Origin of the sequence: Microbacterium sediminis (assembly GCF_004564075.1) — a bacterium.
In the GTDB taxonomy this organism is placed as follows: domain Bacteria; phylum Actinomycetota; class Actinomycetes; order Actinomycetales; family Microbacteriaceae; genus Microbacterium; species Microbacterium sediminis.
Genome location: NZ_CP038256.1, coordinates 1,639,643 through 1,663,851 on the forward strand (window position 1 = coordinate 1,639,643; position 24,209 = coordinate 1,663,851).

Genomic DNA, 24,209 nt, shown 5'->3' on the forward strand with positions numbered 1-24,209 from the left:
ACCAGACTCCCGCGGATCCCGGGCGCGGCGGATCACGAGACCAGCTGCTCCACGAACACGTGCGGGGTGAATCCGGTGAGGTCGCCGATGCCCTCGCCCTGGCCGAGGAGCTTGACGGGGATCCCCGTGCGCTCCTGCACGCTGAGCACGAATCCGCCCTTCGCGGAGCCGTCGAGCTTGGTGATCACGAGGCCCGTCACGCCGGCGTGCTGCAGGAACGCCTCGGCCTGCTTGACGCCGTTCTGGCCCGTGGTGGCGTCGAGCACGAGCAGCACCTCGCTGATCGGCGCCTGCTTCTCGATCACGCGGCGGATCTTCGTGAGCTCGTCCATGAGCCCGCCCTTGGTGTGCAGGCGCCCAGCCGTGTCGACGAGCACGATCTCGGTGCCGGTCTCCTTCGCGTAGCTGATCGTCTGGAACGCCACCGAGGCCGGGTCCTGGCCCTCGTGCTGCGGCCGCACGATCGCCGCTCCCCCGCGCTCCGCCCACGTGGCGAGCTGATCGACGGCGGCGGCGCGGAACGTGTCGGCCGCGCCGACCACGATCGAGCGCCCGTAGCGGCGCAGGAAGTGGGCGAACTTGCCGATCGTCGTGGTCTTGCCCACGCCGTTGACGCCCACGACGAGCACGACGGCCGGGCGCTCGGTGAGCTTGAGGGTCGTGTCGAAGCGGGCGAAGCGCTCCTCCAGCGACTCGCGCAGCATGCGCTGCAGGTCGGCGGGGTCGGTGGTGCCGTAGCGGGCGACCTTCTCGCGCAGGTCCTCGATCACGGCCTCGGTGATGTCGGGCCCGAAATCGGCCGTGATCAGCGCCGTCTCCAGCTCGTCCCACGTGTTCTCGTCGATCTGCGGACGGACGAACATGCCGCGCAGCGCACGACCCAGGGACCACCGTTCTGCCATGCCACCAGCCTACGTGGCGCGGCCTCAGTCGCGGGTGACGCGAACGCCCTTGCCCACGACCGTGATGCCCGTGTCGGTCACGACGAAGCCGCGCCGACGATCGGCCTCCGGCTCCACCCCGATCGCCGCGCCCGGCTCGACGACGACGTTCTTGTCGATGATCGCCCGCCGCACCGTGGCCCCCGCCGCGATCCGCGCGTGGTCGAACACGATCGAGTCGGTCAGCAGGGCGCCCGATTCCACCACCGTGCGCGCGCCGAGCACGCTGCGCTCGATGTGGGCGCCCGAGATCACCGACCCCAGCGACACGATCGAGTCGATCACGGTGCTCAGGGTGCCGCGGGCGTCGCGGGTGAACTTGGCCGGCGGCATGTTGTCCTGGCGGCTGTAGATCGGCCAGGCGTCGTTGTAGAGGTTGAAGATCGGCAGCACCGAGATCAGGTCCTGGTGCGCGTCGAAGTACGACTCGATCGTTCCCACGTCGCGCCAGTAGTAGCGGTCGCGGGGCGTGCTGCCCGGCACCTCGTTGTCCTTCATGTCGTACACGCCGGCCGTGCCCCGCTCCACGAAATACGGCACGATGTCGCCGCCCATGTCGTGCTTGGAGTCCTCGTTGCCGCCGTCGGCGAGAACCGCCTCGACCAGGGCCTCGGTGGTGAAGACGTAGTTGCCCATCGACGCCAGCACCTCGTCGGGCGCGTCCGGCAGCCCGGTGGGATCGCTCGGCTTCTCGAGGAACTCCCGGATCGCGGTCGGCCGGGCCGGGTCGACGTCGATGACGCCGAACTGGTTGGCGAGCGAGATCGGCTGCCGGATCGCCGCGACCGTGCACTCGGCGCCCGAGGCGATGTGCGCCTCGATCATCTGCTCGAAGTCCATGCGGTACACGTGATCGGCGCCGACGACGACGATGTAGTCCGGCCGCTCGTCACGCACGAGGTTGAGGTTCTGCAGGATCGCGTCGGCCGATCCCAGGTACCAGCGCTTGCCCAGCCGCTGCTGTGCGGGGATCGACGTCACGTAGGAGTTGAGCATGCCGCTCAGCCGCCACAGCGTCGAGATGTGCCGGTCGAGGCTGTGCGACTTGTACTGGGTGAGGACGACGATCTGACGCAGCCCCGAGTTGATGAGGTTGGACAGGGCGAAGTCGATGAGGCGGTACTGACCGCCGAACGGGACGGCGGGTTTGGCGCGGTCGAGCGTCAGCGGCATCAGTCGCTTGCCCTCGCCTCCGGCGAGAACCATTCCGAGCACCTTCTTCGTTGCCGCCATCCAGACTCGCGCTCCTCTCGACCTCCCGTGGTCCCGACACTACTGGCGCGGGACGCCGAGCGGGAGGGGGATATTCCGATTCCCACATCGATTCGCCCGCGCCCCCGGCATACGTCCGCGCCGCGCGACTCGGAACCGCTGGCCCGGGCGGAACGGGCGCGAGTACGGTGGGTCTCATGCGCGTCGATCTGCTCACCCGCGAGTACCCGCCCGAGGTCTACGGGGGCGCGGGCGTCCACGTCGCCGAGCTGGCGAAGGCGCTGCGCGCCCACCCGTCCCGCGAGGTGCTCGTGCGCTGCTTCGGCGCCGCGCGCGATGAGCCGGGGACCTTCGCCTACGCGGTGCCGTCCGGGCTCTCCGGCGCGAACGGCGCGCTGCAGACGATGGGCGTCGACCTGGAGATCGCGCGCGATGCGGCGGGCGCCGACCTGGTGCATTCGCACACCTGGTACGCCAACTTCGCCGGGCATGTCGCCAAGATGCTGCACGGCATCCCGCACATCGCCACGGCCCACTCGCTCGAGCCGCTGCGGCCATGGAAGGCCGAGCAGCTCGGCGGCGGGTACCGCCTCTCGAGCTGGATCGAGCGCGACGCGCTGGCCGCGGCCGACGCCGTCGTGGCCGTCAGCGAGGGCATGCGCCGCGACCTGCTGCGCGTGTACCCCGAGCTGGAGCCCGAGCGCGTCAGGGTGGTCTACAACGGCATCGACCTGACCGACTGGCACCGCGTCGACGACCCCGACACGGTCCGGGCCCTCGGCGCCGATCCGGATCGCCCCTCGGTCGTGTTCGTCGGCCGCATCACGCGGCAGAAGGGCCTGCCCTATCTGCTGCGGGCGGCGCGACTGCTGCCGCCCGACGTGCAGCTCATCCTCTGCGCGGGCGCCCCCGACACCCCGGAGATCATGACCGAGGTCGAGGGCCTCGTCGCGCAGCTGCGCGCGGAGCGCTCCGGCGTGGTGTGGATCGATCGGCATCTCCCCCGGCACGAGCTGTGCGCCCTGCTCTCGGCCGCCACGACGTTCGTGTGCCCGTCGGTCTACGAGCCGCTGGGCATCGTCAACCTGGAGGCCATGGCCTGCGGCGCGCCGGTGGTGGGCACCGGCACCGGCGGCATCCCCGAGGTCGTCGCCGACGGCGTCACGGGCCTCATCGTGCCGATCGAGCAGGCCGACGACGGCACGGGCACCCCGACGGACCCGGACCGGTTCGTCGCCGATCTGGCCTCCGCGCTGACCGAGATCGTCGCGGATCCGGACCGGGCGCGGGCCCTGGGCGAGGCGGGCCGGCAGCGGGCCGAGCGCGAGTTCTCGTGGGCGTCGATCGCCGAGCGCACCCTCGCCCTCTACGACGAGGTGCTGGCCGGCTGAGGCCGGACTCAGCGCACGCGCAGCGCGCCCGGCTGCACCTCGAACGCGAGGTGGGAGGCGGCGCCCACGACGTCGCCGTCGATCTCGATCTCGCGCGGCTCGCCGAGCTCGACCGTCAGCGCCCGCACCCGGTGGTGCGAGGTGGACTCGCTGCTCTCGGCGCGCTCCCCGCCGCCGGGGAGCAGGCGCTTGAGGCCGTTGTCCCACAGCATGTTGCGCATCGTATCCATCCAGCCGCCGATCCCCTCGGCGTCGAGCACGAGGACGTCGAGCTCGCCGTCACTCGGGTCGGCGTCGGGCAGCAGCGTGATGCCGCCCTGCACCGTGCCGCAGTTGCCCACGAGCAGCGTGTGCGCCGTGGCCGCCGACGGCTCGCCGCCGTCCTCGGAGATGCGCACGTCGATCACCTCGCTGGCGGAGACCGCGCGCCCCAGCGACTCGACGTAGGCCAGCCACCCGACGCGGCTCTTCAGGTCGTCGTCGGTCTCGGTGATCATGTGCGCGTCGATCCCGAAGCCCGCCATCACCGCGAACGCGTGGCGCTGCGGGCGCCCGTCGACGTCGAGCTCGATCCAGCCCAGGTCGATCGGCGTGGCGTCGCGGGTGAGCGCCCGCGCGAAGGCGTCGGGCAGGTCGTTGATCGGCACGCCCAGGTTGCGGGCGAGGAGGTTGCCGGTGCCGAGCGGCGCGATGGCCAGCTCCACATCGGCCGACTCCGCGACGCGCTCGGCCACCGCGCGCACCGTGCCGTCGCCGCCCGCCGCGATGACGAGGCGGGCGCCCGCCGCGATCGCCGCGTCGGCCGCGCCGCGGCCGGGATCGTCCTCGGTGGTCTCGACCCACGTCACCTCGGGCCGATCGTCGACGGTGCCGAGCGTCTGCTCCAGCGCGGTGGTCAGATCGTCGCGGGTCGTCTTGCTGGGATTCCAGACGATCCCGATGTGCGGCATCATGGGCGGCCTCCTTCGGCGGACATCCGATGTGCCCCGAGCCTAGTCACGCGCACCGGCCCGCGTCAGCGTCGCGCGGAGGCGGTCACCGTGAACTTGGCGTTGCGATCGATCTGGCGGGTCGGGCCGACGAGCCGCTCGAGCGCGCCGCGGTAGCGCAGGTGCGAGTTCCACACGCACCACAGCTCGCCGCCCGCGCGCAGCACGCGCGCGGCATCGGCGAACAGGCGCGGCGCGAGCTGCGTGGTCACGGCCGCGTCGGAGTGGAACGGCGGGTTGAGCAGCACGAGGTCGGCCGAGGCGTCCGGCTGCGCGCCGAGGCCATCGTCGCGCACCACCTCGACGCGGTCGGCCAGGCCGTTGGCGGCCATCGTGGCGCGCGCGGAGGCGACGGCCGCCCACGAGCGATCCGTGGCGATCACGCGTGCGCCCGGCCGCGTACGGGCGTAGGCGGCAGCGATCACGCCCGTGCCGCAGCCGAGGTCGACGGCGTATGCCGCATCGGGCATATCCGCGAGACGGCTCAGCAGGAAGCGCGTCCCGATGTCGACCGTCGCGCCGGCGAACGCGGCGCCGTGCGCGCACACGGTGAGCCCGAGGTCGTCGTGGCGCTCGCACTTCGGCCACCCGCCGCCGGTGCCGCGCCGCGGGCGCGAGGCCCGCAGCACGCGCGACTTGCCGACGCCGCGATCGGCCGTGACCTCGGCGAAGTGCCGCGCCAGCACGTCGTTCATCGCCGTGCTCATGTGCTTGACCCGGCCGCCGGCGATCACGCGCACGTCCGGGTCGGCGTGCTCGGCGATGAGCCCGGCGATCTCGTCGAGCGCGTCGAGCGAACGTGGCAGCTGCAGCAGCACCGTCGTCGCACCCGCCACCAGCGCCGGCTCGAGGGGGTGCCAGGCCACACCGGGCACGCGCACGGCGTCGGGATCGTCGGCGGCGGGTGCGAGGCCGAGCTCCGCGGCGTTCCGGCGCGCGGCGCGCTCGCCCGTGAGCACGTCCTGGTGCACGCGCACGCTCGCGCCCGTCGCGGCCAGCGGCAGGGTGATCCCGCCGAACCGGTCGCCGATGACGACGGCCGCGGATCCGGCGAGGTCGCCCGCCGAGGCCAGGATCAGCCGGTCGCTCGCGTCGGCGGCCACGAGGTCGTGGGCCTCGAGGTCGGGGCGGCGGCGCAGGTCCGGCGCGTGGGCGTCGAACCAGTCGACCGCGCTCATGCCGTCGCGCGCTCGCTGATGCGCTGCCCGACGACCGCCGAGACGCCGTCCTGGCGCATCGAGACGCCGTAGAGCGCGTCGGCGATCTCCATCGTCCGCTTCTGGTGGGTGATCACGATGAGCTGGCTGCTCTCGCGCAGCGTCTCGAACACGCCCAGCAGGCGCCCGAGGTTGGCGTCGTCGAGCGCGGCCTCCACCTCGTCGAGGATGTAGAACGGGCTGGGCCGCGCCTTGAAGATGGCCGTCAGCAGCGCCACCGCCGCCAGCGACCGCTCGCCGCCCGACAGCAGCGAGAGGCGCTCGATCTTCTTGCCCACCGGGCGCACCGAGACCTCGATGCCGGTCGTGAGCATGTCGTCGGGGTTGGTGAGCGAGATCGATCCCGTCCCGCCGGGGAACAGGATCGGGAAGACCTCGGCGAACGCCGCCCTCGTGTCCTCGAACGCCTCGGCGAAGATCACCTGCATGCGCTCGTCGAGGTCGGCGATGATCGTCATCAGGTCCTTGCGGGTCTGCACGAGATCGTCGAGCTGCTCGGTGAGGAACTTGTGGCGCTGCTCGAGCGCGGCGAACTCCTCCAGCGCCAGCGGGTTCACGCGGCCCAGCTGCGAGAGCTTGCGCTCGGCGTCGCGCAGGCGGCGCTCCTGCATGCGCCGGTCGTACGGGATCGTCGCCGGCTGCTCCTCGTCCGCCCCGACCTCCGCCGGGGCCGGCTCCTCGGCGATCGGCAGCGCGGCGTCATCGGCCTCGCGGATCAGCTCGTCCGCCTCGCGCGCCGGCGTGATGTCGGCGAGGTCGCGCGGCACGGGCTGGTCCGGGCCGTACTCGGCGACGAGGACCGCCTCGCTGAGGCCGAGCTCGCTCGAGACCCGGTCGAGCAGGCTCGACAGGTGCAGCTTCTTCTCGTGGATCTGCAGCTCGAGGCCGTGCACGCTCTCGGTCAGGCCCGAGAGGCGCTCGCGCAGCTGGGTCTCCTGCTGGCGCAGCCCGCGCAGCTCCTCGCTCATCGCCGAGCGCGCGCTCTCGGCCTCCGCGAGCGCGACCCGGGCCTCGGCGACGGATCGATCGACGGAGTCCATGAGGTGGGGCAGCTCGGCGGCGACCGACTCGGCGATCTCGCGCTGCCGGCGCCGGATCACCGCGCGCCGGGCGGCCGCGGCGGCCGCCTCCTTCTCGCGCTCGCGCTGCCGCTCGAGCCCCACGGCGCGGGCCTCGGCCGCCCGCACGCGCTCGCGCAGGGTCTCGACCTCCAGCCGCGCCGACATCTCGCCCTCGCGGGCCTTCTCGAGCGCCAGCAGCAGGCCGTCGCGCGCCGACGCGTCGAGCATCGGCCGGGGCTGCTCCAGCGCCCGCTCCAGCTCCTCGGTCGCCGCGCGCGCCTTGGCCTCGGCCTCCGCGACGGCCGCCTGGGCCTGCGCGAGACCGGCCTCGAGGCGCTCGCACTCGGCGACCGCGGCCTCGTGCCGCACCGTGACCTTGTTGACGTGCTCGGCGTGCTGGGCCAGCTGCGCGTCGTGCTGGCGCAGCTCGTGCAGCGCCTCCTTGGCGCGGGCGCGGGCGGCCTGCAGGCGCTCGGTGGCATCGCGGCGCTGGGCGCCGAGATCGTCGACGAGCACCCGCACCTCGGCGAGACGCTCGGCCGCCGCGTCGTGCTCGGCCTGCAGCTCCAGGCGCGAGCGGCCCTCGCCGGATCCCGCGCGCAGCGTGTGCTCGGTGAGCACCTCGCCCGCGCGCGTCACCACGGTGATCGGCCCGCCCGGTCCGGCCGCCGCGAGCGCCGGAGCTGCCTCGAGGGCCGCATCGAGATCGTCGGCGACGGCGACGAAGGCGAGGATCCCCAGGATGCCGTCGGGCGCGGTGACCACGTCGCGGGCGGGCGTGATCCCGGGTACCGGCGGGACGTCCGCGGCGGCGGCTCGCCCCTCGGCGATGACGATGTCGACCACGCCCACGTCGTTGGCGCGCGCGGCGACGGCCCGGGCGTCCTCGCGCGTCTCCACGAGCACGCCCTCGGCCAGCGGGCCGAGCACCGCGGCGATCGCGGCCTCGTAGCCCGCCTTGACGCTCACGGCATCGCCGACGAGGCCGCGGATGCCGTCGCCGCCGCGCGCGATGAGCTCCGCCGCGCCGTTCTGCACGTCGAGGGCGCTGCGCAGCGCCGCCGTCTTGGCGGTGAGCGCATCGCCCTCGCGCTCGGCGGCGCGGTGCTGCTCGCGGATGCGCTCCAGCTCGGCTTCGGCCTCGGCCGCCGCCTGCTGCGCGTCCTCGTACGCGGCCTGGAACTCCGCCGCGGTGCCGGTGGTCTGCTCGAGGGTCTCGAGCGCGTCGAACGCCTCGGCCGCCTCGACGCGGCGCGCGTGGGCGGCGTCGAGGGCGCGCTGCTGGCGTTCGACCGCGGTGCGCACGGCGACGAGCGCCGACTCCGCCGCCTCGGCCGAGCCGCGCAGCGCGGTGATGCGCATGTCGTGCTCCGAGACGAGCGCGCTCTGCTCGGCGATGTCGGCGTCGAGCGCGTCCAGCTCCGCTCGCGCCGTGACCACCTCGCGCGAGGCCCGCTGCACGGCGTCCTGCGCCGCGCCGAGCCCGTCCGCGATCTCGGTGATCTCGGCGCGCGCCTCGTCGATCGCCGCCTGCGTCACCGTCTGCGCGGTGGCCTGCTCGTCCTCGTCGGTGCCCAGCAGCGCGAGCCGCTGATTGGCCAGGGTGAAGAGCCCGCGCAGCCGCTCCTGCACCTGCTCGAGCCCGAACGCCACCCGCCGGGCCTCGTCCACGGCCTCCGCGTTCTGCTGCGCCTCGATCGCCGCGATCCGGGCCTTGATGCCGTCGGCCTCGTCCTGCAGCACGAGGCGCTCGGTGTGCCGCTCCTGCTCGCTGCGCGCGTGATCGGCCAGCGCCGACCGCAGCTGCACCACGTCGTCGGCGAGCAGGCGGGCCTTCGCGTCGCGCACGACGGCGGCGATGGTCTGCGCCTCGCGGGCGATCTCCGCCTGCCGTCCGAGCGGCTTGAGCTGGCGACGGATCTCCCCCGCCAGATCGCTCAGCCGCGTGAGGTTCTGCTCCATCGCCTCGAGCTTGCGGAGGGTCTTCTCCTTGCGCCGCCGGTGCTTGAGGATGCCCGCGGCCTCCTCGATGAACCCGCGGCGGTCCTCCGGCGTGGCCTGCAGCACGGCGTCGAGGCGCCCCTGGCCGACGATCACGTGCATCTCGCGGCCCAGGCCCGAGTCGCTCAGCAGCTCCTGCACGTCGAGGAGGCGGCACGATTCGCCGTTGATCGCGTACTCGCTCTGGCCGTTGCGGAACAGCGTGCGGCTGATCGTCACCTCGCTGTACTCGATCGGCAGCGCCCCGTCGGAGTTGTCGATCGTCAGCTGCACCTCGGCGCGCCCGAGCGGCCCGCGCGTGGCGGTGCCGGCGAAGATGACGTCCTCCATCTTGCCGCCGCGCAGCGTCTTGGCGCCCTGCTCGCCCATGACCCAGGCGAGCGCGTCCACGACGTTCGACTTGCCCGATCCGTTCGGTCCGACGATCGCGGTGACGCCCGGCTCCAGCACGAAGGTGGTCGGCTGCGCGAACGACTTGAATCCCTTGAGCGTCAAGCTCTTCAGGTGCATTCGCGACCCCCTCCCGAAGTAATCGATCAACGGTACCCGACACACCGCTCGCGGCCCGCCGTTCCGCGCCGCAAGCGACCGGATCGGCGGCGATCGAGCCGCGCGACACGCCCGGACACGCCGCGAATCTGGGTAAATCCTTGACGCCCGCCGCCGCGTTCCCCTAGCGTGACCTGTGATTGCGCGCAGCCGCGTGCAACGGCACGAGAGGAGATCGCGATGATGATCACGACGAAGCACACCACCACCGGTGCCGTCGACGCCGCGCTCCTCGGGGCCGGGAATCCGGATCACATCCTCGGGTTCCTCCGCGGTCGACGCGGCTGACGCCCTCCCGCACCACGCGCATCGCTCCGACCCTCGGGTCGCCGGGCTTCTGATGCGCCGTCGCGCCGCCTGACGGCGCGCTGCTCCGGGACAACCCCGCCCGCGTTCTCGCGCGCCGGCGTCGTCCCGTCTCCCTTCCCGGATCCCTCGATCCTCCGGTTCCGCCACCCCACGGGGATGTCGGATGCCCGGAATAACGTGCGGATCGCACATCCCGCGATCCGTTCATCCCCCCTCACAAAGGACACCTCATGTCGCAGACCGTGCAGTTCCCCACCCGTGACCGGGCGCTCACCGAGCAGCAGCCCCGACCACCCCAACCCCCGCGCCCGCCGTCCGAGGCGATCGCCGTGCTGGAGTCCCGTGCTCCTCGCACCGCGTTCGCCGATCGCGTGGCGATGCGGATCGGACTGTGGCTGATGCTGTGGGGCACCCGCCCCACCGTCATCCGCCGCGATGAGGCCGAGGCGCTCCTGGAGCGCCGGCGGCTTCTGCAAGCCCACCTGGTGCTGGGTCAGACCGGCCCCCGCCATCCGTACGCGTGACCCGCGTCGACGAACGAAAGAGAACCATCATGATCAGCGAGACGCTGACCATCGCCCCGCTGCACGTGCCCGAGTCCCTCGACGCCGAGGACGCCGCCGACTTCCGCGCCATGGTGCGCATCGGCAACGACCAGTGGCGTCGGGACTCGGGCACCGATCTCCTCGATGAGGACGAGCTCGACCTGCTCACCCGCTGGCAGAACACGATCGACTCCACCCACCGCGGCCTCGTCGCGCGGGTGGGCGACCGGGTCGTCGGCGTGGCGGTGTGCACGTGGGACAACTCCACGACGCAGACCGCCGAGGTGTGGGTGAACCTCGAGGAGGAGCACCAGAACGCCGAGCTGCACGACCGCCTGCTCGCGGAGGTCGAGGCCATCGCGGCCGCCGACGGCCGCCGGGCGCTGCAGCTGTACTCGATCCACCGGCCGGGCGGGTCGGGCGACATGCTCGACTCGCCCACCGGGTTCGGGCGCATCCCGCGCGACCGCCTCGCCGACGACCAGCTCCGCAACGGGTACGTGCTGCAGCAGATCGAGCGCGTGAGCGCGTTCGACCTGCAGGCCTCGTTCGACGAGGTCGACCGCCTGCTCGACGAGGCGCTGGCGGCGGCCGGTCCCGACTACCGGATGGTGTCGTGGACCGGCCGCACGCCGGAGGAGCACATCGACGGCTACGCGACGATCGTCGCGCGCATGTCGACCGATGTGCCCGCCGGCGAGATGGTCACCGAGCAGCGGGCCTGGGACGCCGAGCGCATCCGCCGCCGCGACGAGCGGATGGAGCGCGCCGGGCGGCTCATGGGCGTCGTGCTGGTGATCCACGAGCCGACCGGCCAGGTCGCCGCGTTCAACGACCTGTGCATCGGCCCGGACCGCACCACCCCGACCGAGCAGTTCGGCACGCTCGTGGCCCCGGAGCACCGGGGGCGCAAGCTCGGCTCGATCGTCAAGTGCGTGGGCCTGCGCCGCTGGCACGAGGCCGTGCCGGAGTCGCCGTGCGTGGTGACGTGGAACGCCGAGGAGAACCGCTACATGCTCGACGTCAACGAGCGCGTCGGCTTCCGGCCGATCGCGTACTCGGGCGCGTGGGAGAAGAAGCTCGGATCGGAGGAGGGCGCGTGATCATCGAGCCCCTGATCGTCCCCGAGTCCCTCGACGGCCCGGGCGGTGAGGACTTCGTGGCGTTCGTGGAGCTGCTGAACGCCCAGGCGCGGCGCGACGGCGGCAGCGACCTCGTCAAGCGCCACGTCACCGACCTCCTCTCGCAGCACCAGGCGCAGCAGGACTATCGGCGCGCGGCGATCCTCGCGCGGGAGGACGGCGTCATCATCGGCGCGGGCTGCGTCGAATACGATCGCGCCGCCGAGCGCACGTGCGAGGCCGAGATCGCGATGGCGGCCTCGCACGAGTCCGACGCGCTCGCCGACGCCCTCTGGCGCGCGACCGAGGACCTCGCCCGCGCGGAGGGCCGCTCCGTGCTCGCGACGTGGAGCCACCACCGCTACAGCGAGGGAGGCGAGCGGCTCGTGCCGCCCACGGGGGCGGGCTCGCTCCCCCGCGACGCGCAGACCGGCCACCTCCTGCGCAACGGGTTCGTGCTCCAGCAGGTCGATCGCGGCAGCGTGTTCGATCTGCACGGATCGTACGACGGCGTCGACGCGCTGCTCGAGCGGGCGCTCGCGAAGGCCGGTCCCGACTACCGCGTGGAGTGGTGGACGGGCGCCACGCCCGAGGAGCACCTCGAGGGTCTCGCCGCCGCGATCACCCGCATGTCCACCGATGCCCCCTCCGGCGACATGGACGTCGAGGAGACGCCGTGGTCGGGCGACCGGCTGCGCCGGCGCGAGGCGCGCATCGAGCGGGCCGGCGCCCTGCTGGGCGTCACCGCGGTGATCCACGTGCCCACCGGCACCGTCGCGGCCTTCAACGAGCTCGGCGTCCCCGCGGATCGCTCCGAGGTGACCAGCCAGTACGCCACGCTCGTGCTGGCCGAGCACCGTGGCCGCAAGCTGGGTTCGATCGTGAAGTGCGTGGGGCTGAAGCGCTGGCACGAGGCTGTGCCGGAGTCGCCGTGCGTCGTCACCTTCAACGCCGAGGAGAACCGCTACATGCTCGACGTCAACGAGGCGGTGGGCTTCACCCCCATCGTGTCCGGTGGCGCCTGGGAGAAGCGCCTTACGGTAGAGGGATGACACAGCGGATCGTCGTGATCGGGGGCGGCGTCGGCTGCGCCCGCTTCGTCAAGGGCGTGCGCGAGCACGTGGCCCGCGCGGGCCTCGACGCACGCATCGACGTGGTGGTCAACACCGCCGACGACTGGTGGGTGTCGGGCCTGCGCATCGCCCCCGATCACGACAGCCTGCTGTACGCCCTCGCGGGTGTGAACGACACTGAGCGCGGCTGGGGCCGGGCCGGTGAGACCGAGCGGGTCTCGGCCGAGCTGGCTGTCTGGGGCACCGCGCCCGAATGGTTCACGCTCGGCGACCTCGATCTCGGCACGCACATCGCGCGCACCGCGTGGCTGCGGGAGGGCCTGACCGTCTCGGAGGTGTACCGCCGGCTCGGCGCGCGCTGGGAGCTCGGCGCGACCCTGCACCCCGCCACCGACGACGAGATCGATACGCACGTGCTTCTGGAGGACGGCTCATCGATCCACTTCCAGGAGTGGTGGGTGCGTCACCGCGCCCAGCTGCCGGCGACCGGGTTCGTGCAGCACGGCATTGAGCTCGCGCAGCCGTCGCTGGGCGCGGCCGGCGCGATCGAGCTCGCCGACGTCATCCTGCTCGCCCCCTCCAACCCGATCGTGTCGATCGGACCGATCCTCGCGGTCCCCGGCCTGCGGCGGGCCCTCGTCGACTCCCCGGCGCCCATCGTCGGCGTCTCGGGCATCATCGGCGGCGCCGTCGTGCGCGGCATGGCCGACGCGTGCCTGGCCGCCGTCGGCATCGAGACCTCGGCGGCGGCGGTCGCCCGACACTACGGCGCGCGCGGCGCCGGCGGCCTGCTCGACGGCTGGCTCGTCGGCGAGGAGGACGCGGACGCGGTATCGCCGCTGCGCGACGCCGGCATCGAGACCCGCACCGTGCCCCTCTGGATGCGCGACGCCGACACCTCGGCCCGCCTCGCCGCCGACGCCCTCCAGCTCGCCGCCGACGTGCGCTGAGCCCCGACGGCTCGGGCGACGCGGCCGCCGCAGAGACCGGGCTTCGAAGCGGCCGGCGCCGCGGACCCGATATCCCCCGCCCTGCGCCACGTCCCGCATATCGAATACCGCTTCGACCCTGAACGGCTCGTCGACCGAAGGCCGCGAAGCGGCCGCAGCGGAGACGGGTCGAGCGCAGCGCAGCGGAGTCGAGACCACACCGCTGGCTGCTGCACAAAGGCATGTGAACCTCCCCGCAAGCCAACCGAGCGGTCCGGTGCTCAGCACATCCCCAGCTCGTGCCCTCGCCCCGCCCGGCTAGGCTCCGGCCATGAGGCTTCTCTCGGCCGTCGTCGGCGCGTGCGCGATCCTGGGGTACGCGATCTTCGGCGCGTTTCTGATGACGAATGGGGAGGTCACGGCCGGGAGCGGCCGCCCCCTCGCCGACACGATCTCCGCGATGAACGCGGCGGATCAGCCGTACTCGGCGGTGCCCGGAGTGGTCTTCGCCGTCGTCGGCGCGGTACTCGCGCTCGCATGGGCGGCGACGGCCGTCGCCCGGGCGGTGCCGGGGTGGCTCGCCGTCGTCACCTGGGCCGCGATCGTCGCGTGCGGCGCCCCCGCGTACTTCTTCGCCTCCTTCGGGAACCTCAACTCCGTGGGCGACACGTTCGGCGACTGGGATGCCGCTGCCGCCTTCGCCGTGGTCCGACCGCTCTACCTCGCCAGTGCCATCGCCGCGGTCGTCGCCGTCATCGCGCTCGTCGCCGGCACGATCGCGGGCCGACAGCGCGCGGCGCTCGCGGCCCCCTGACCCATCGCCTCGCCACGATCAGCCGTCAGCGGTCGCCGGCATTCTGGTCGCCCACTCCGCGCGGGTCAGCGAAAACTGGAGGAAACGCGACGGGACACCGAGATACTCCTCGGTTCCTCCCCATCCGGTCATCGGCATTCCGATCCCGCGCAGGATTCGCACAGAGCCCGCATTCGCCTCCACCGCCTCTGCCCAGATCCGCGACAATCCGATCACCGAGAACCCGTAGGCGCAGACGCGTCAGTAGCGGATCGGGTTCCGCGATCGCCTTCCGCCACCGCGGGAGCGCCTCATCGGGGAATCGCCGATGCGTCCACCCCGCATGCGCGCAGAACACCGGGTCCGTTGCCCAGGACGCGAGCTCCTCCGCGTCGGACTCGATCATCGCCCGCAACTCGATCGCCATGCCGCCCCCTCTGAACGGACTCGCCGTCACAACCGCCCTGTCCTCAACGCCCCGGGTCGCGCGGCAGCCGCACCTCCACGCGCAGGCCGCCCTCGGCGCGCGCCGAGAGGTGCAGCTGCCCGCCGTGCGCCTCGACGATGCGCGCCGCGATCGCCAGGCCCAGGCCCGCGCCATCGTGGCCGCCCGTCTGCGTGCGGGCGGATCCTCGTTGGAACGGCTCGACGAGCGTCGGGAGCGCCGCGGGGGCGATGTGCGCGCCGCTGTTCTCGATCGTCAGGACCGCCTCGTCGCCGAGTGCCGCGGTGAGGACGCGCACGCGGCCGCCCGAGGGAACGTTGTGGACGATCGCGTTGTGCACCAGGTTGGCGACGAGCTGCCCGAGGAGCGCCGCACTCCCCGCCGCGGCCGCGGCCTCGCCCGTCACCTCGACCGCAACCCCGCGTGCCTCCGCCAGCGGGAGCAGCGTCTCCGCGGCCTCCTCGGCCGCGAGTGAGAGGTCGACCGGCTCGCGCTCGATCCCTCCGCGCTCCACCCTGCTCAGCAGCAGGAGCGCCTCGGTCAGGTCGATCGCGCGCTCGTTCGTCTCGTGCAGCCGTGCGAGCGTCGTGGCGACGTCCGCGTCCGGATCGCGCCGCGCCACGTCCAGGAGCGAGCGCGTGACCGCGAGCGGGGTGCGCAGCTCGTGCGAGGCGTTCGCGGCGAAGCGCCGCTGCTCGTCGACGTGCGCCTCGATGCGGTCGAGCATGCCGTCGAAGGCGTCGGCGAGCTCGCGGAATTCGTCGTCGCGGCCCGTCATGCGGATCCGGTGCGACAGGGAGCCCTCCCCCGCCGCCCGCGTCGCCTGGGTGATCTGCCGCAGCGGGGCCAGCATGCGGCCGGCGAGGAACCACCCGCCGATGAGCCCGAACGCGACGAGGAACGCGAGGGCCCAGGCCGCCCGCGGCCAGAAGGCCCGCTCGAGGTCGGAGCGGTTCGGGATGAACGGACCGGGCGCGCGCATCGGCCCGTCGGGCACGTAGCGCAGCAGGAAGAGCCAGACGACGGCGAGCAGGATCACGCCGGCCACGACGACGATCGCGGCGTAGCTGAGCGCGAGCTTCGTGCGCGCGTCGGGCCCGCGCCGGCGCATCACGCCGGCCCCGCGATCCGATAGCCGACGCCCGGCACGGTCTCGATCAGCTGCGGCTCGCCGAGCCGCTTGCGCAGCGCCGACACGGTGATCCGCACGGCGTTCGTGAATGGATCGGCGTTCTCGTCCCAGGCCCGCTCCAGCAGCTCCTCGGCGCTGATCACGCCACCGCCCGCGTCGACGAGGACCTCGAGCACCGCGAACTGCTTGCGCGTGAGCGCGACGTACCGGCCGTCGCGGAAGACCTCGCGGCGGAAGGGATCGACCCTCAGCCCCGCGATCTCGCGCACCGGCGGGCGGGAGCGGACCCGTCGCCGGTCGAGCGCGCGCAGTCGCAGCACGAGCTCCTGCATGGCGAACGGCTTCGTGAGGTAGTCGTCCGCCCCGAGCTCGAAGCCCGAGGCCTTGTCGTCGAGCCGGTCGGCCGCCGTGAGCATGAGGATCGGCGTGCCGGAGCCCGAGCCGACGATGCGTCGGGCGACCTCATCGCCGGACGGGCCGGGGATGTCGCGGTCGAGCACGGCGATGTGGTAATCGTTCACCGCGAGCGCCTCGAGCGCGGCCTCGCCATCGCCCGCGATGTCGGCGGCGATCGCCGCGAGCCGGAGCCCGTCGCGGATCGCCTCCGCGAGATAGGGCTCGTCCTCGACGATCAGCACGCGCATCCCTCGATGGTAGGAGCCGCGGGTTATCGCCGGCGTATCGAAAACCGCGTACGCCCTCGCAACACGCGCCCGCGTTGCCTGGACGCATGATCATCACCCGCACTCGCGCCCTCGCGGCCCTCGCCCTCGTCACGCTCGCCGCCGCCCTCACCGCCTGCGCCTCGACCGCGTCGGACACGTCGGGCGCGGCGGACGGGGTGCTTCCCGACGGCGCGACCCTGTACGAGGACCTGCCCGGCATCACGGGCCTCGACCCGGATCTCCTCGCGGCCCTGCGGCAGGCCGCCGACGACGCGGCGGCCGACGGCATCGAGTTCGTCGTCAACAGCGGCTGGCGCTCCGAGGCGCTGCAGCAGCAGCTCATGGACGATGCGATCGCCGAGCACGGATCGTGGGAGGCCGCCTCCCGCTGGGTCGCCACCGCACACGGCTCGGCCCACACGACGGGCGACGCGGTCGACATCGGCGGCTGGGACGCGGCGGAATGGCTGCAGCATCACGGCGCGCGCTACGACCTCTGCCAGATCTTCGACAACGAGGCCTGGCACTTCGAGCTGCGCCCCGGCGCCGCGACCAACGGCTGCCCGCGCATGTACGTCCTGAGACCGGGGCGTCAGCGCACCCGCTGGCAGCGCGGGCAGAAGTGGCTCGAACGGTTCGTGAAGGCCACGCGCACGATCGCGCGACCGCAGCGCGGGCACGGCTGGCCGGCGCGGCCGTAGGCATTGAGGCTGTGGGCGAAGTAGCCGACCTCGCCGTTGACGTTGACGTACTGGGCGTCGAAGCTCGTGCCGCCCTCGGCCAGCGCCTTGCGCAGCACGGCGCGCACCTCGGCGAGCAGGCGGTTCGCGGCGCGGGTGGACAGGTCGGCCGCGCGCGTCTCGGGGTGCAGGCGCGCGGCCCACAGCGCCTCATCGGCGTAGATGTTGCCGACGCCGCTGATCACGCTCTGGTCCAGCAGCACCCGCTTGACGGCCGACGACCGGCGGGCCAGCGCGCGGCGGAAGCCGGCGTCGTCGAAGGCCGGATCGAGCGGGTCGCGGGCGATGTGCGCGGCCTGCGCCGGCACGAGCGGCGCGTCGTCGCCGAAGCCTCCGGCGGCACCGTCGAGCGTCGGGATGAGCGGATCGATCGCCAGCGATCCGAAGGTGCGCTGATCGGCGAAGACCACGGCGAGCTCCCCGTGCTCCGGGTGCGCGATCGCGAAGCGCACGCGCTCGTGCCGCTCCGCAGGAGCACCGGGCGCCCGCAGCAGCATCTGCCCGCTCATGCCGAGGTGCACCATGAGGGCCTCGGCGCCGGCGGCGGGATCGTCCGCCAGCATCAACCAGAGGAACTTGCCGCGACGGGCCGTCCCCCGCACGGCGCGGCCGGCCAGGCGCGCCTCGAAGTCGGCCGGGGATCCCGCGTGTCGCGTGAGGGCGCGCGGGTCGAACACCTCGACGCCGAGGATCGTAGCGCCCGTGACGGCGGGAGCGAGTCCCGCGCGGACGACCTCGACCTCGGGGAGCTCAGGCACCGGCGACGGACTCCTGCGCCTGGGCCTCGCGCCACAGTCGCAGGGCCGCGGCCATCTCGGCCTGCTTCTTGCTCGTGCCCTGACCGGAGGCCTGGTGGTCGCCCACGGTGATGACGGCCGTGAAGCGCCGGTCGTGCGACGGGCCCTCGGCCGTCACCTCGTAGCTGGGCGGCGCGACGCCCCAGCGGGCGGCGAGTTCCTGCACGGCCGTCTTGGGATCGACGGCGGCGCCGTAGCGCTCCGGATCCTCGACGAGCGGCGTGATGAGGCGCTGCACGAGCGCGAGCGCCTCGGCGCGGCCGGCCGAGAGGAACACGGCGCCGAAGATCGCCTCGGTGGCGTCGGCGAGGATCGAGTCCTTCTCGCGTCCGCCCGTCTGCTCCTCGCCGCGGCCGAGCTTGAGGTGCTCGCCGAGCCCGATCCCGCGCGCGACGTCGGCCAGCGCGAGCATCGACACGACACTGGCGCGGCGCTTCGACAGCGTGCCCTCCGACTCGTCGGGGAAGCGCTCGTAGAGCAGCGACGTCACGGCGAGGCTGAGCACCGAGTCGCCGAGGAACTCGAGGCGCTCGTTGTGCGGCACGCCGCCGTGCTCGTAGGCCCACGACCGATGCGTGAGCGCCAAATCGAGAAGCTCGGCGTCGATGTCGACGCCGAGCTTCTCGATCAGGGAAATGCGACCCTTGATCTCCGTCACGGGACGGGGATCAGACGTCGGCGACCTTGCGGCCCTTGTACTCCAGGAACAGCTCGGTGCCCTGCGAGTCGGTCACGACCTTGGCCTGGTGGGGACGGCTGTAGACGACCTTGCCGTTCTCGATGGTCTTGACGAGCGTGGGGGCCTCCGCCTTCCACTGCGCGCGGCGCGAGCGGGTGTTGGAACGGGAGACCTTCCGCTTCGGGGGGTTACCTGCCATGACTGACTCTCTTCTGTGCTACGGACGCGTTCAGGGCGCCTGGTTGTCGTTGAGTTCCTGGAGCGCGGCCCACCGAGGATCGATGGGGGCCGGCGCTTCACCAGCACCTTCCGCCAGTCGCTCACCCGTGTTCGGGTCGAGCCCGGGGCAATCCGGCTGGCACACCGGCTGGAATGGAAGCGCGAGGACAATGGCGTCTCTGACCAGATTTTCAAGATCCACGTGGTCGTCTTGAACTTCGAAGTCAGCCGCTTCCCCTCCAGGGTACTCGAAGAGCTCCTGGAAATCGACTTCGACGCGCTCGTCGATCTCGCGCAGGCAGCGCCCGCACTCACCACGGAAGACGGTCTCGACGTCGCCCGACACGAGGATCCCCTCGTGGACGGACTCGAGGCGCACGTCGAGATCGAGCTCCTCGCCCTTCTGAATGGCGACGAGTCCCTCGCCCCAGCGCTCGGGCGCGGGGATGGTCAGACGGTGCTCGCGCATCTCGCCCGGCTTGCGGACGATGTCGCGCGCGGGCAGCACAAAAGGCCCGGAGAGTCGAGGTTTCACCCATCCATCCTACCGGCGCGTGGGCGAGCCAGGGCCGGTCAGAACTCGCTGGAGCTCGCCTGCGCGAGGTAGCGCGCGACGGGTGCCGGCACGTACGGCGAGACGTCGCCGCCGAGCCCGGCGACCTGGCGCACGAGCGAGCTGGAGACGACGGAGTTGGCCGGGTCGGCGAGGACGAACACCGTCTCCACGCCGGCGAGGTGGTTGTTCACGACCGCCATGGGCGTCTCGTACGCGACGTCGCCCTGCGAGCGGATCCCCTTCACGAGCACCCCGGCGCCGACCTCCTGGGCGTAGTCGACGAGCAGTCCCACGCTCCACGAGCCGATGATGATATTGCCCGCGATGCCGGCCTCCTCGATCGACTCCTGCAGCAGCGACAAGCGCTGGGCGATCGGGAGCATCGCCTCCTTGTCCGGGTTGTGCACGACGAGCACGTGCAGCTCGTCGTACAGGCGCGCGGCCCGGCGGATCACATCCATGTGCCCGACGGTGGGCGGATCGAAGGAGCCGGGGACGACGGCGATCCGGTTGCTCATACCGCTCAGCCTACTGGGCGCGCGGGCGGCGCCCCCGCGCGCTCAGGCCTTCGACAGCGCGGCCCGCTCCTCCTGCGTCACCCGCCGCTGGAGGGCGTCGGCGAGGCCCGGATGGGCGGCCAGCGTGGGGTCGGCGGCGAGGATCTGCTCGGCCGCGGCGCGCGCCCGGGCGATCAGGTCGGCGTCCTTGACCACCCGCAGCAGCCGCAGCGACGAACGCGATCCCGACTGCGCGTCGCCGAGCACGTCGCCCTCGCCGCGAAGCTCCAGGTCGACCTCGGCCAGCTCGAACCCGTCGAGCGTGGCGGCGACGGCCTCCACCCGCGCGCGGGCGGGCGTCTCGGCCGGGGCCTCGGTCACGAGCAGGCACAGCCCCGGCACCCCGCCGCGACCCACGCGGCCCCGCAGCTGGTGCAGCTGCGAGACGCCGAAGCGATCGGCGTCGAGGATCACCATGGTCGAGGCGTTGGGCACGTCCACGCCCACCTCGATCACGGTCGTCGCCACGAGCACGTCGATCTCGCCGCGCGCGAACGACTGCATCACGCGGTCCTTCTCGTCGCCGGGCATCTTGCCGTGCAGCGTGGCGATCCGCAGCCGGCCGACCCGCGGGTGGGTGGCGAGGAGCTCGGCGACCTGCACCACGCCCCAGCGGGCGCCCTTCTGCTCCCCCTCGACCTCGGGGGCCAGCGCGTCGGGATCGTCCTCGAGCGCCGCCTCGCCCTTGGCGTCGAGATCGATCGCGGAGCACACCACGAAGACCTGATGCCCCTTCTCGACCTCCTCGGCGGCGCGATCCCACACGCGCCCGAACCAGGCCGGCTTCTCGGCGAGGGGCGCGACGTAGGTCTCGATCCCGGCGCGCCCGGCGGGCATCGTCCGGATCGTCGACACGTCGAGGTCGCCGAACACGGTCATCGCCACGGTGCGCGGGATCGGCGTGGCCGTGAGCACCAGGGCGTGCGGCGCCGTGCCCTTGGCGCGCAGCGTCTCGCGCTGCTCCACGCCGAACCGGTGCTGCTCGTCCACCACGACGAGGCCGAGATCGGCGAAGGTGGTCTTGTCGCTCAGCAGCGCGTGCGTGCCGACGACGATGAGCGCCTGCCCCGACGCCACCCGCAGCGCCGCCTTGCGCCGCTCGGCCGCGCCCATCTGGCCCGTGAGCAGCGTGGGCATCAGCTGCGGCGCCAGCTCGGGGCCGAGCATGCGCGTGATCGAGCGCAGGTGCTGCGCGGCGAGCACCTCGGTGGGCGCGATGAGCGCCGACTGCCCTCCCGACTCGGCCACCTGCAGCATCGCCCGCAGCGCCACGAGCGTCTTGCCGGAGCCGACCTCGCCCTGCACGAGCCGGTTCATCGGCCAGTCCGCCACGAGGTCGCTCGCGATGCGATCGCCCACCGCCACCTGATCGGGCGTGCGCGCGAACGGCAGGGCCGCGTCGAAGCGCTCGAGCAGCCCCCCGGGCGCGGCGGGGCGCGGCCGCGAGTCGAGCTCGCGCACCAGCTGCCGCTGCTGGGCCAGCGCGGCCTGCAGCACGAGCGCCTCGTGCGTGCGCAGCGTGTGACGCGCCTCGTCGGCATCCTCCTCGGACGCGGGCCGATGGATCTTCTCGATCGCCTCACGCGCCGGCAGGAGGTTCTCGCGGGTGCGCATGTCGTCGGGGATCGGATCGGGGACGTCGCCGAGACCGTCGAGCACCACGGCGACCGCCTTCTGGATCTCCCAGCTGGGCGTCTGCGCGGTGGCGGGATACAGCGGCACGGGCTGCTTCGCCCACTCCTCGGCGTGGCGCTGCGCGTCCTCGCCGTCGTCGAAGAGCTGGAAGTTCGGGTGGGCGAACTGCATCTTGCCGGCGTAGTACCCGACCTTGCCGCTGAACACCCCGCGCCGCCCGGGGCGCAGATCGCGCTCCCGCCAGGCCTGGTTGAAGAACGTCAGCGAGGCCTGGCCGCGGCCGTCGGTGATCACGACCTCGAGGATGCTGCCGCGGCGGTTGCGCATCGGCCGCGTGCCGACCGACACCACCTCGGCGACGATCGTGACGGTGTCGCCCTCGGCGAGCCCGCGGATGGGCGTGAGCTCGCCGCGCACGGCATAGCGACGCGGGTAGTGGGCCACCAGATCGCCCACCGTCTCCATGCCGAACGCCTTCTTCAGCCCGCCGGCCTCCTTGGCGGGGAGGGCCGTGGCCAGCGGCGTGTCGAGCGTGAACGGCATGGGGCGAGTCTAGGGCGGCGGTCCGACAGCGCCGCGACGGCGCGGATATCGTGGGCGGGTGACGAGGATCATCGCGGGAGCGGCCGGCGGCGTGCGGCTGGAGGTGCCGGCGGCGGGCACGCGACCCACGAGCGACCGGGTGCGGGAGTCGCTGTTCGGCGCGCTGGAGAGCACCGGGCTGCTCGACGGCACGACCGTGCTCGACCTCTACGCCGGCTCGGGCGCCCTGGGCCTCGAGGCCCTCAGCCGCGGGGCGGCGGCGGTCGACCTCGTGGAGAAGTCGGCGCGCGCCGCCGCCATCGCGCGCGGCAACGCCGAGCGGGTCGCGAAGGCGGCCGGGCGCGCGGCCCGGGTGCACCAGGCGGCGGTGCTCGCCTTCCTCACCACCGCGCGCGGCCCCTACGACCTCGCCTTCCTCGACCCGCCGTACGACGTGCCGAACGACGCCGTCACCGACGATCTGCGCGCGCTGGCCCCGCTGCTCGCGCCCGATGCGATCGTCGTCCTCGAGCGGGCCACGCGCTCGGGCGCGCCCGACTGGCAGGCCGCGGGCCTGGTGCCGCTGCGCGATCGCGGCTACGGCGACACGACGCTGTGGTGGGGCGAGCCGCCGCAGCGCTGATCACTCGGGCTGCACGCGCACGACGGTCTTGCCTCGCCCCTTGCCCCGCCCGATCCGCGCGACCGCCTCGGCGGCGCGATCGAGGGGCAGCTCGGCGTCGATCACCGGGCGCAGCGGGCCCGCCTCGGCGTGCACGGCGAGCGCGTCGAGGGCGTCGGTGGGCTCCGACGAGGTGAGCATGACGAGCCGCTGCCGCGTGAACGACCCCTGCAGCACGGCCGCGAGCGAGCGCCCGAGCCCGCCGAGGCGATCGCCCTCGGGCTCGGCGCCGACGAGCACGAGCGCGCCGCGCGGCGCCAGCGCGCGGCGCAGATCGCGCAGCCGCCGATGCCCTCCCGTGTCGATGATCGCGTCGAACGGGCCGCGCGCCAGGGGGTCGGCGGCGGTGTAGTCGATCGCCTCGTCGGCCCCGGCCGCCCGCACCACGTCGAGCTTCGGGCCGCTGCTCGCGCCGGTCACGGTCGCGCCCGCGGCCCTCGCCAGCTGCACCGCGAGATGCCCCACGCCGCCCGCCGCGCCCAGCACGAGCACCCGCCGCCCGCCCGTCGCGCGCGCCGCGCGCACCGCGTGCAGGGCCGCGCAGCCGGAGACCACGAGGGCGGCCGCCTGGGCGAACGTCAGCGCCCCGGGCTTGCGCGCGAGCCGATCGCGCCGCACGCGGGCGAACTCCGCGAGCCCGCCGTCCGGCATCGAGGCGCTGCCGAACACGGCATCGCCCACGGCGACATCGGTCACGGCCGAGCCGACCGCGTGCACGTGCCCCGCGACCTCAAGGCCGAGCACCCGTTCGCCCTTGAGCGGCAGGGCGTAGCGGATCACGAACGGCTCGCCGGCCAGCAGATGCCACAGGCCGGCGTCGACCCCCGTCGCGACCACGCGCACGACGACCTCGTTCTCGCCGGGCGTCGGAACGTCGCGCTCCGCGAGCCGGAGCACCTCGGGACCGCCGTAGCGATCCTGCACCATCGCCTTCATCCTGCGGTCCCTTCTCGATTCATTCGGGGTAGCTGAACACGTCGTCGAGCCGCACGCCGAGGGCGCGGGCGATGAGGAAGGCGACCTCCAGCGACGGCGAGTACCGCCCGTGCTCGATCGCGATGAGGGTCTGCCGCGTCACGCCCACGCGCCGGGCCAGCTCGGTCTGCGTCATCTCGCCCGCCTCCGCGCGGAGGCGCCGGATGTCGTTGGTCACCTTGGTGGGCTTCACCATCGCAGATCGAAGTCCCCGCGGTAGCAGATCACGCGCGCGACGCCGCTGACGATGGCCGAGAGGAAGAAGCCGAGGAAGATCGCGTTGGCGATCCAGAACGCCGAGGCATCGAGCATGGCCAGGACCATTGCGCCCAGGGCGCCGATGACGAGGAACGACGATCCGACGCGCTCCCCCATCGGGCGATCGCCGTGTCGCGCTCGTCCGGCTTCGCCGCTTCCCGATCGGTGTACACGCGGAAGATCGCGTGCAGCACCATCGAGAGCACGACCGATCCG

General features: G+C 73.0%; 24 protein-coding genes. 8 read left to right on the forward strand and 16 right to left on the reverse strand.

The features are described 5' to 3' along the window. Nucleotides 1-32 precede the first annotated feature (32 nt). Together ftsY and glgC are read right to left on the reverse strand one after the other, a co-directional pair. The gene (gene ftsY, locus E3O41_RS07780; protein ID WP_067023827.1) at nucleotides 33-902 is read right to left on the reverse strand and encodes a signal recognition particle-docking protein FtsY; all 870 of its coding nucleotides are present in this window, start codon (nucleotides 900-902) and stop codon (nucleotides 33-35) included. Between the two features lie 24 nt (nucleotides 903-926). Next, on the reverse strand, nucleotides 927-2,174 hold the full coding sequence (gene glgC / locus E3O41_RS07785; RefSeq protein WP_135012221.1) for a glucose-1-phosphate adenylyltransferase: 1,248 nt from the start codon (nucleotides 2,172-2,174) through the stop codon (nucleotides 927-929). A 176-nt stretch (nucleotides 2,175-2,350) separates the two neighbouring features. On the opposite strand from glgC, the gene glgA reads away from it, so the two are divergent. Continuing rightward, nucleotides 2,351-3,544 carry a glycogen synthase gene (glgA, locus tag E3O41_RS07790; RefSeq protein WP_067023833.1) on the forward strand — a complete coding sequence of 398 codons (1,194 nt, stop codon included), beginning with the start codon at nucleotides 2,351-2,353 and terminating at the stop codon, nucleotides 3,542-3,544. A gap of 8 nt (nucleotides 3,545-3,552) precedes the next feature. On the opposite strand, the gene E3O41_RS07795 is transcribed toward glgA, so the two are convergent. The 3 genes from E3O41_RS07795 to smc all read right to left on the reverse strand — a co-directional run bounded on the left by E3O41_RS07795 (nucleotide 3,553) and on the right by smc (nucleotide 9,322). Continuing rightward, complete coding sequence (locus E3O41_RS07795; protein WP_067023836.1) at nucleotides 3,553-4,497, reverse strand: diacylglycerol/lipid kinase family protein; 945 nt, start codon at nucleotides 4,495-4,497, stop codon at nucleotides 3,553-3,555. Nucleotides 4,498-4,559: 62 nt separating this feature from the next. Continuing rightward, the gene (locus E3O41_RS07800; protein ID WP_067023838.1) at nucleotides 4,560-5,711 is read right to left on the reverse strand and encodes a class I SAM-dependent methyltransferase; all 1,152 of its coding nucleotides are present in this window, start codon (nucleotides 5,709-5,711) and stop codon (nucleotides 4,560-4,562) included. Then, a complete protein-coding gene (smc, locus tag E3O41_RS07805; RefSeq protein ID WP_067023841.1) occupies nucleotides 5,708-9,322 on the reverse strand; it encodes a chromosome segregation protein SMC in 3,615 nt (1,204 codons plus the stop codon). Before smc ends, E3O41_RS07800 begins: the two co-directional genes overlap by 4 nt. A gap of 578 nt (nucleotides 9,323-9,900) precedes the next feature. Between smc and E3O41_RS07810 the strand changes: the two genes are divergently transcribed. From E3O41_RS07810 to E3O41_RS07830, 5 genes are all read left to right on the forward strand, one after another. After that, the gene (locus E3O41_RS07810; protein WP_067023844.1) at nucleotides 9,901-10,194 is read left to right on the forward strand and encodes a hypothetical protein; all 294 of its coding nucleotides are present in this window, start codon (nucleotides 9,901-9,903) and stop codon (nucleotides 10,192-10,194) included. A gap of 29 nt (nucleotides 10,195-10,223) precedes the next feature. Beyond that, complete coding sequence (locus E3O41_RS07815; RefSeq protein WP_067023848.1) at nucleotides 10,224-11,318, forward strand: GNAT family N-acetyltransferase; 1,095 nt, start codon at nucleotides 10,224-10,226, stop codon at nucleotides 11,316-11,318. After that, on the forward strand, nucleotides 11,315-12,388 hold the full coding sequence (locus E3O41_RS07820; protein ID WP_083990816.1) for a hypothetical protein: 1,074 nt from the start codon (nucleotides 11,315-11,317) through the stop codon (nucleotides 12,386-12,388). Before E3O41_RS07815 ends, E3O41_RS07820 begins: the two co-directional genes overlap by 4 nt. Next, nucleotides 12,385-13,359, forward strand: coding sequence for a 2-phospho-L-lactate transferase (gene cofD, locus E3O41_RS07825; RefSeq protein ID WP_067023851.1), 975 nt, complete (start codon nucleotides 12,385-12,387; stop codon nucleotides 13,357-13,359). The genes E3O41_RS07820 and cofD overlap by 4 nt, the downstream gene beginning before the upstream one ends. Before the next feature lie 310 nt (nucleotides 13,360-13,669). Then, complete coding sequence (locus E3O41_RS07830) at nucleotides 13,670-14,152, forward strand: hypothetical protein (protein WP_067023853.1); 483 nt, start codon at nucleotides 13,670-13,672, stop codon at nucleotides 14,150-14,152. Nucleotides 14,153-14,601: 449 nt separating this feature from the next. Here E3O41_RS07830 and E3O41_RS07835 read toward each other — a convergent pair whose 3' ends face one another. Further along, a complete protein-coding gene (locus E3O41_RS07835; RefSeq protein WP_420845459.1) occupies nucleotides 14,602-15,690 on the reverse strand; it encodes a sensor histidine kinase in 1,089 nt (362 codons plus the stop codon). Further along, nucleotides 15,687-16,352 carry a response regulator transcription factor gene (locus E3O41_RS07840; RefSeq protein ID WP_067023859.1) on the reverse strand — a complete coding sequence of 222 codons (666 nt, stop codon included), beginning with the start codon at nucleotides 16,350-16,352 and terminating at the stop codon, nucleotides 15,687-15,689. The genes E3O41_RS07835 and E3O41_RS07840 overlap by 4 nt, the downstream gene beginning before the upstream one ends. Nucleotides 16,353-16,438: 86 nt before the next feature. On the opposite strand from E3O41_RS07840, the gene E3O41_RS07845 reads away from it, so the two are divergent. Further along, entirely contained in the window at nucleotides 16,439-17,074 is a 636-nt protein-coding gene (locus tag E3O41_RS07845; protein ID WP_135012223.1) for a M15 family metallopeptidase, read from the forward strand. Here the strand turns inward: E3O41_RS07845 and mutM are convergent. The 6 genes from mutM to E3O41_RS07875 all read right to left on the reverse strand — a co-directional run bounded on the left by mutM (nucleotide 16,966) and on the right by E3O41_RS07875 (nucleotide 22,099). Next, a complete protein-coding gene (gene mutM, locus E3O41_RS07850) occupies nucleotides 16,966-17,871 on the reverse strand; it encodes a bifunctional DNA-formamidopyrimidine glycosylase/DNA-(apurinic or apyrimidinic site) lyase (RefSeq protein ID WP_067023865.1) in 906 nt (301 codons plus the stop codon). The genes E3O41_RS07845 and mutM overlap by 109 nt on opposite strands. Then, nucleotides 17,864-18,568, reverse strand: a complete 705-nt coding sequence (gene rnc / locus E3O41_RS07855) for a ribonuclease III (protein ID WP_067023868.1) — start codon at nucleotides 18,566-18,568, stop codon at nucleotides 17,864-17,866. The genes mutM and rnc overlap by 8 nt, the downstream gene beginning before the upstream one ends. Nucleotides 18,569-18,578: 10 nt before the next feature. Next, nucleotides 18,579-18,788, reverse strand: coding sequence for a 50S ribosomal protein L32 (gene rpmF, locus E3O41_RS07860; RefSeq protein WP_019179169.1), 210 nt, complete (start codon nucleotides 18,786-18,788; stop codon nucleotides 18,579-18,581). Nucleotides 18,789-18,818: 30 nt separating this feature from the next. Further along, nucleotides 18,819-19,277 carry a YceD family protein gene (locus E3O41_RS07865; RefSeq protein WP_067024306.1) on the reverse strand — a complete coding sequence of 153 codons (459 nt, stop codon included), beginning with the start codon at nucleotides 19,275-19,277 and terminating at the stop codon, nucleotides 18,819-18,821. 104 nt (nucleotides 19,278-19,381) lie between these two features. Then, a complete protein-coding gene (coaD, locus tag E3O41_RS07870; protein ID WP_067023871.1) occupies nucleotides 19,382-19,882 on the reverse strand; it encodes a pantetheine-phosphate adenylyltransferase in 501 nt (166 codons plus the stop codon). Between the two features lie 42 nt (nucleotides 19,883-19,924). Continuing rightward, nucleotides 19,925-22,099 carry an ATP-dependent DNA helicase RecG gene (locus E3O41_RS07875; protein ID WP_135012225.1) on the reverse strand — a complete coding sequence of 725 codons (2,175 nt, stop codon included), beginning with the start codon at nucleotides 22,097-22,099 and terminating at the stop codon, nucleotides 19,925-19,927. A gap of 58 nt (nucleotides 22,100-22,157) precedes the next feature. On the opposite strand from E3O41_RS07875, the gene rsmD reads away from it, so the two are divergent. Further along, the gene (rsmD, locus tag E3O41_RS07880) at nucleotides 22,158-22,721 is read left to right on the forward strand and encodes a 16S rRNA (guanine(966)-N(2))-methyltransferase RsmD (protein WP_067023877.1); all 564 of its coding nucleotides are present in this window, start codon (nucleotides 22,158-22,160) and stop codon (nucleotides 22,719-22,721) included. On the opposite strand, the gene E3O41_RS07885 is transcribed toward rsmD, so the two are convergent. The 3 genes from E3O41_RS07885 to E3O41_RS07895 are packed head-to-tail and all read right to left on the reverse strand — an operon-like array spanning nucleotide 22,722 to nucleotide 24,110. Next, nucleotides 22,722-23,687 carry an NAD(P)-dependent alcohol dehydrogenase gene (locus tag E3O41_RS07885; protein ID WP_240482261.1) on the reverse strand — a complete coding sequence of 322 codons (966 nt, stop codon included), beginning with the start codon at nucleotides 23,685-23,687 and terminating at the stop codon, nucleotides 22,722-22,724. 28 nt (nucleotides 23,688-23,715) lie between these two features. Beyond that, nucleotides 23,716-23,931: a helix-turn-helix transcriptional regulator gene (locus tag E3O41_RS07890; RefSeq protein ID WP_067023883.1), complete on the reverse strand. Its 216-nt coding sequence runs from the start codon at nucleotides 23,929-23,931 to the stop codon at nucleotides 23,716-23,718. Next, nucleotides 23,925-24,110 carry a hypothetical protein gene (locus E3O41_RS07895; protein WP_083990817.1) on the reverse strand — a complete coding sequence of 62 codons (186 nt, stop codon included), beginning with the start codon at nucleotides 24,108-24,110 and terminating at the stop codon, nucleotides 23,925-23,927. Before E3O41_RS07895 ends, E3O41_RS07890 begins: the two co-directional genes overlap by 7 nt. Nucleotides 24,111-24,209: the final 99 nt, after the last annotated feature.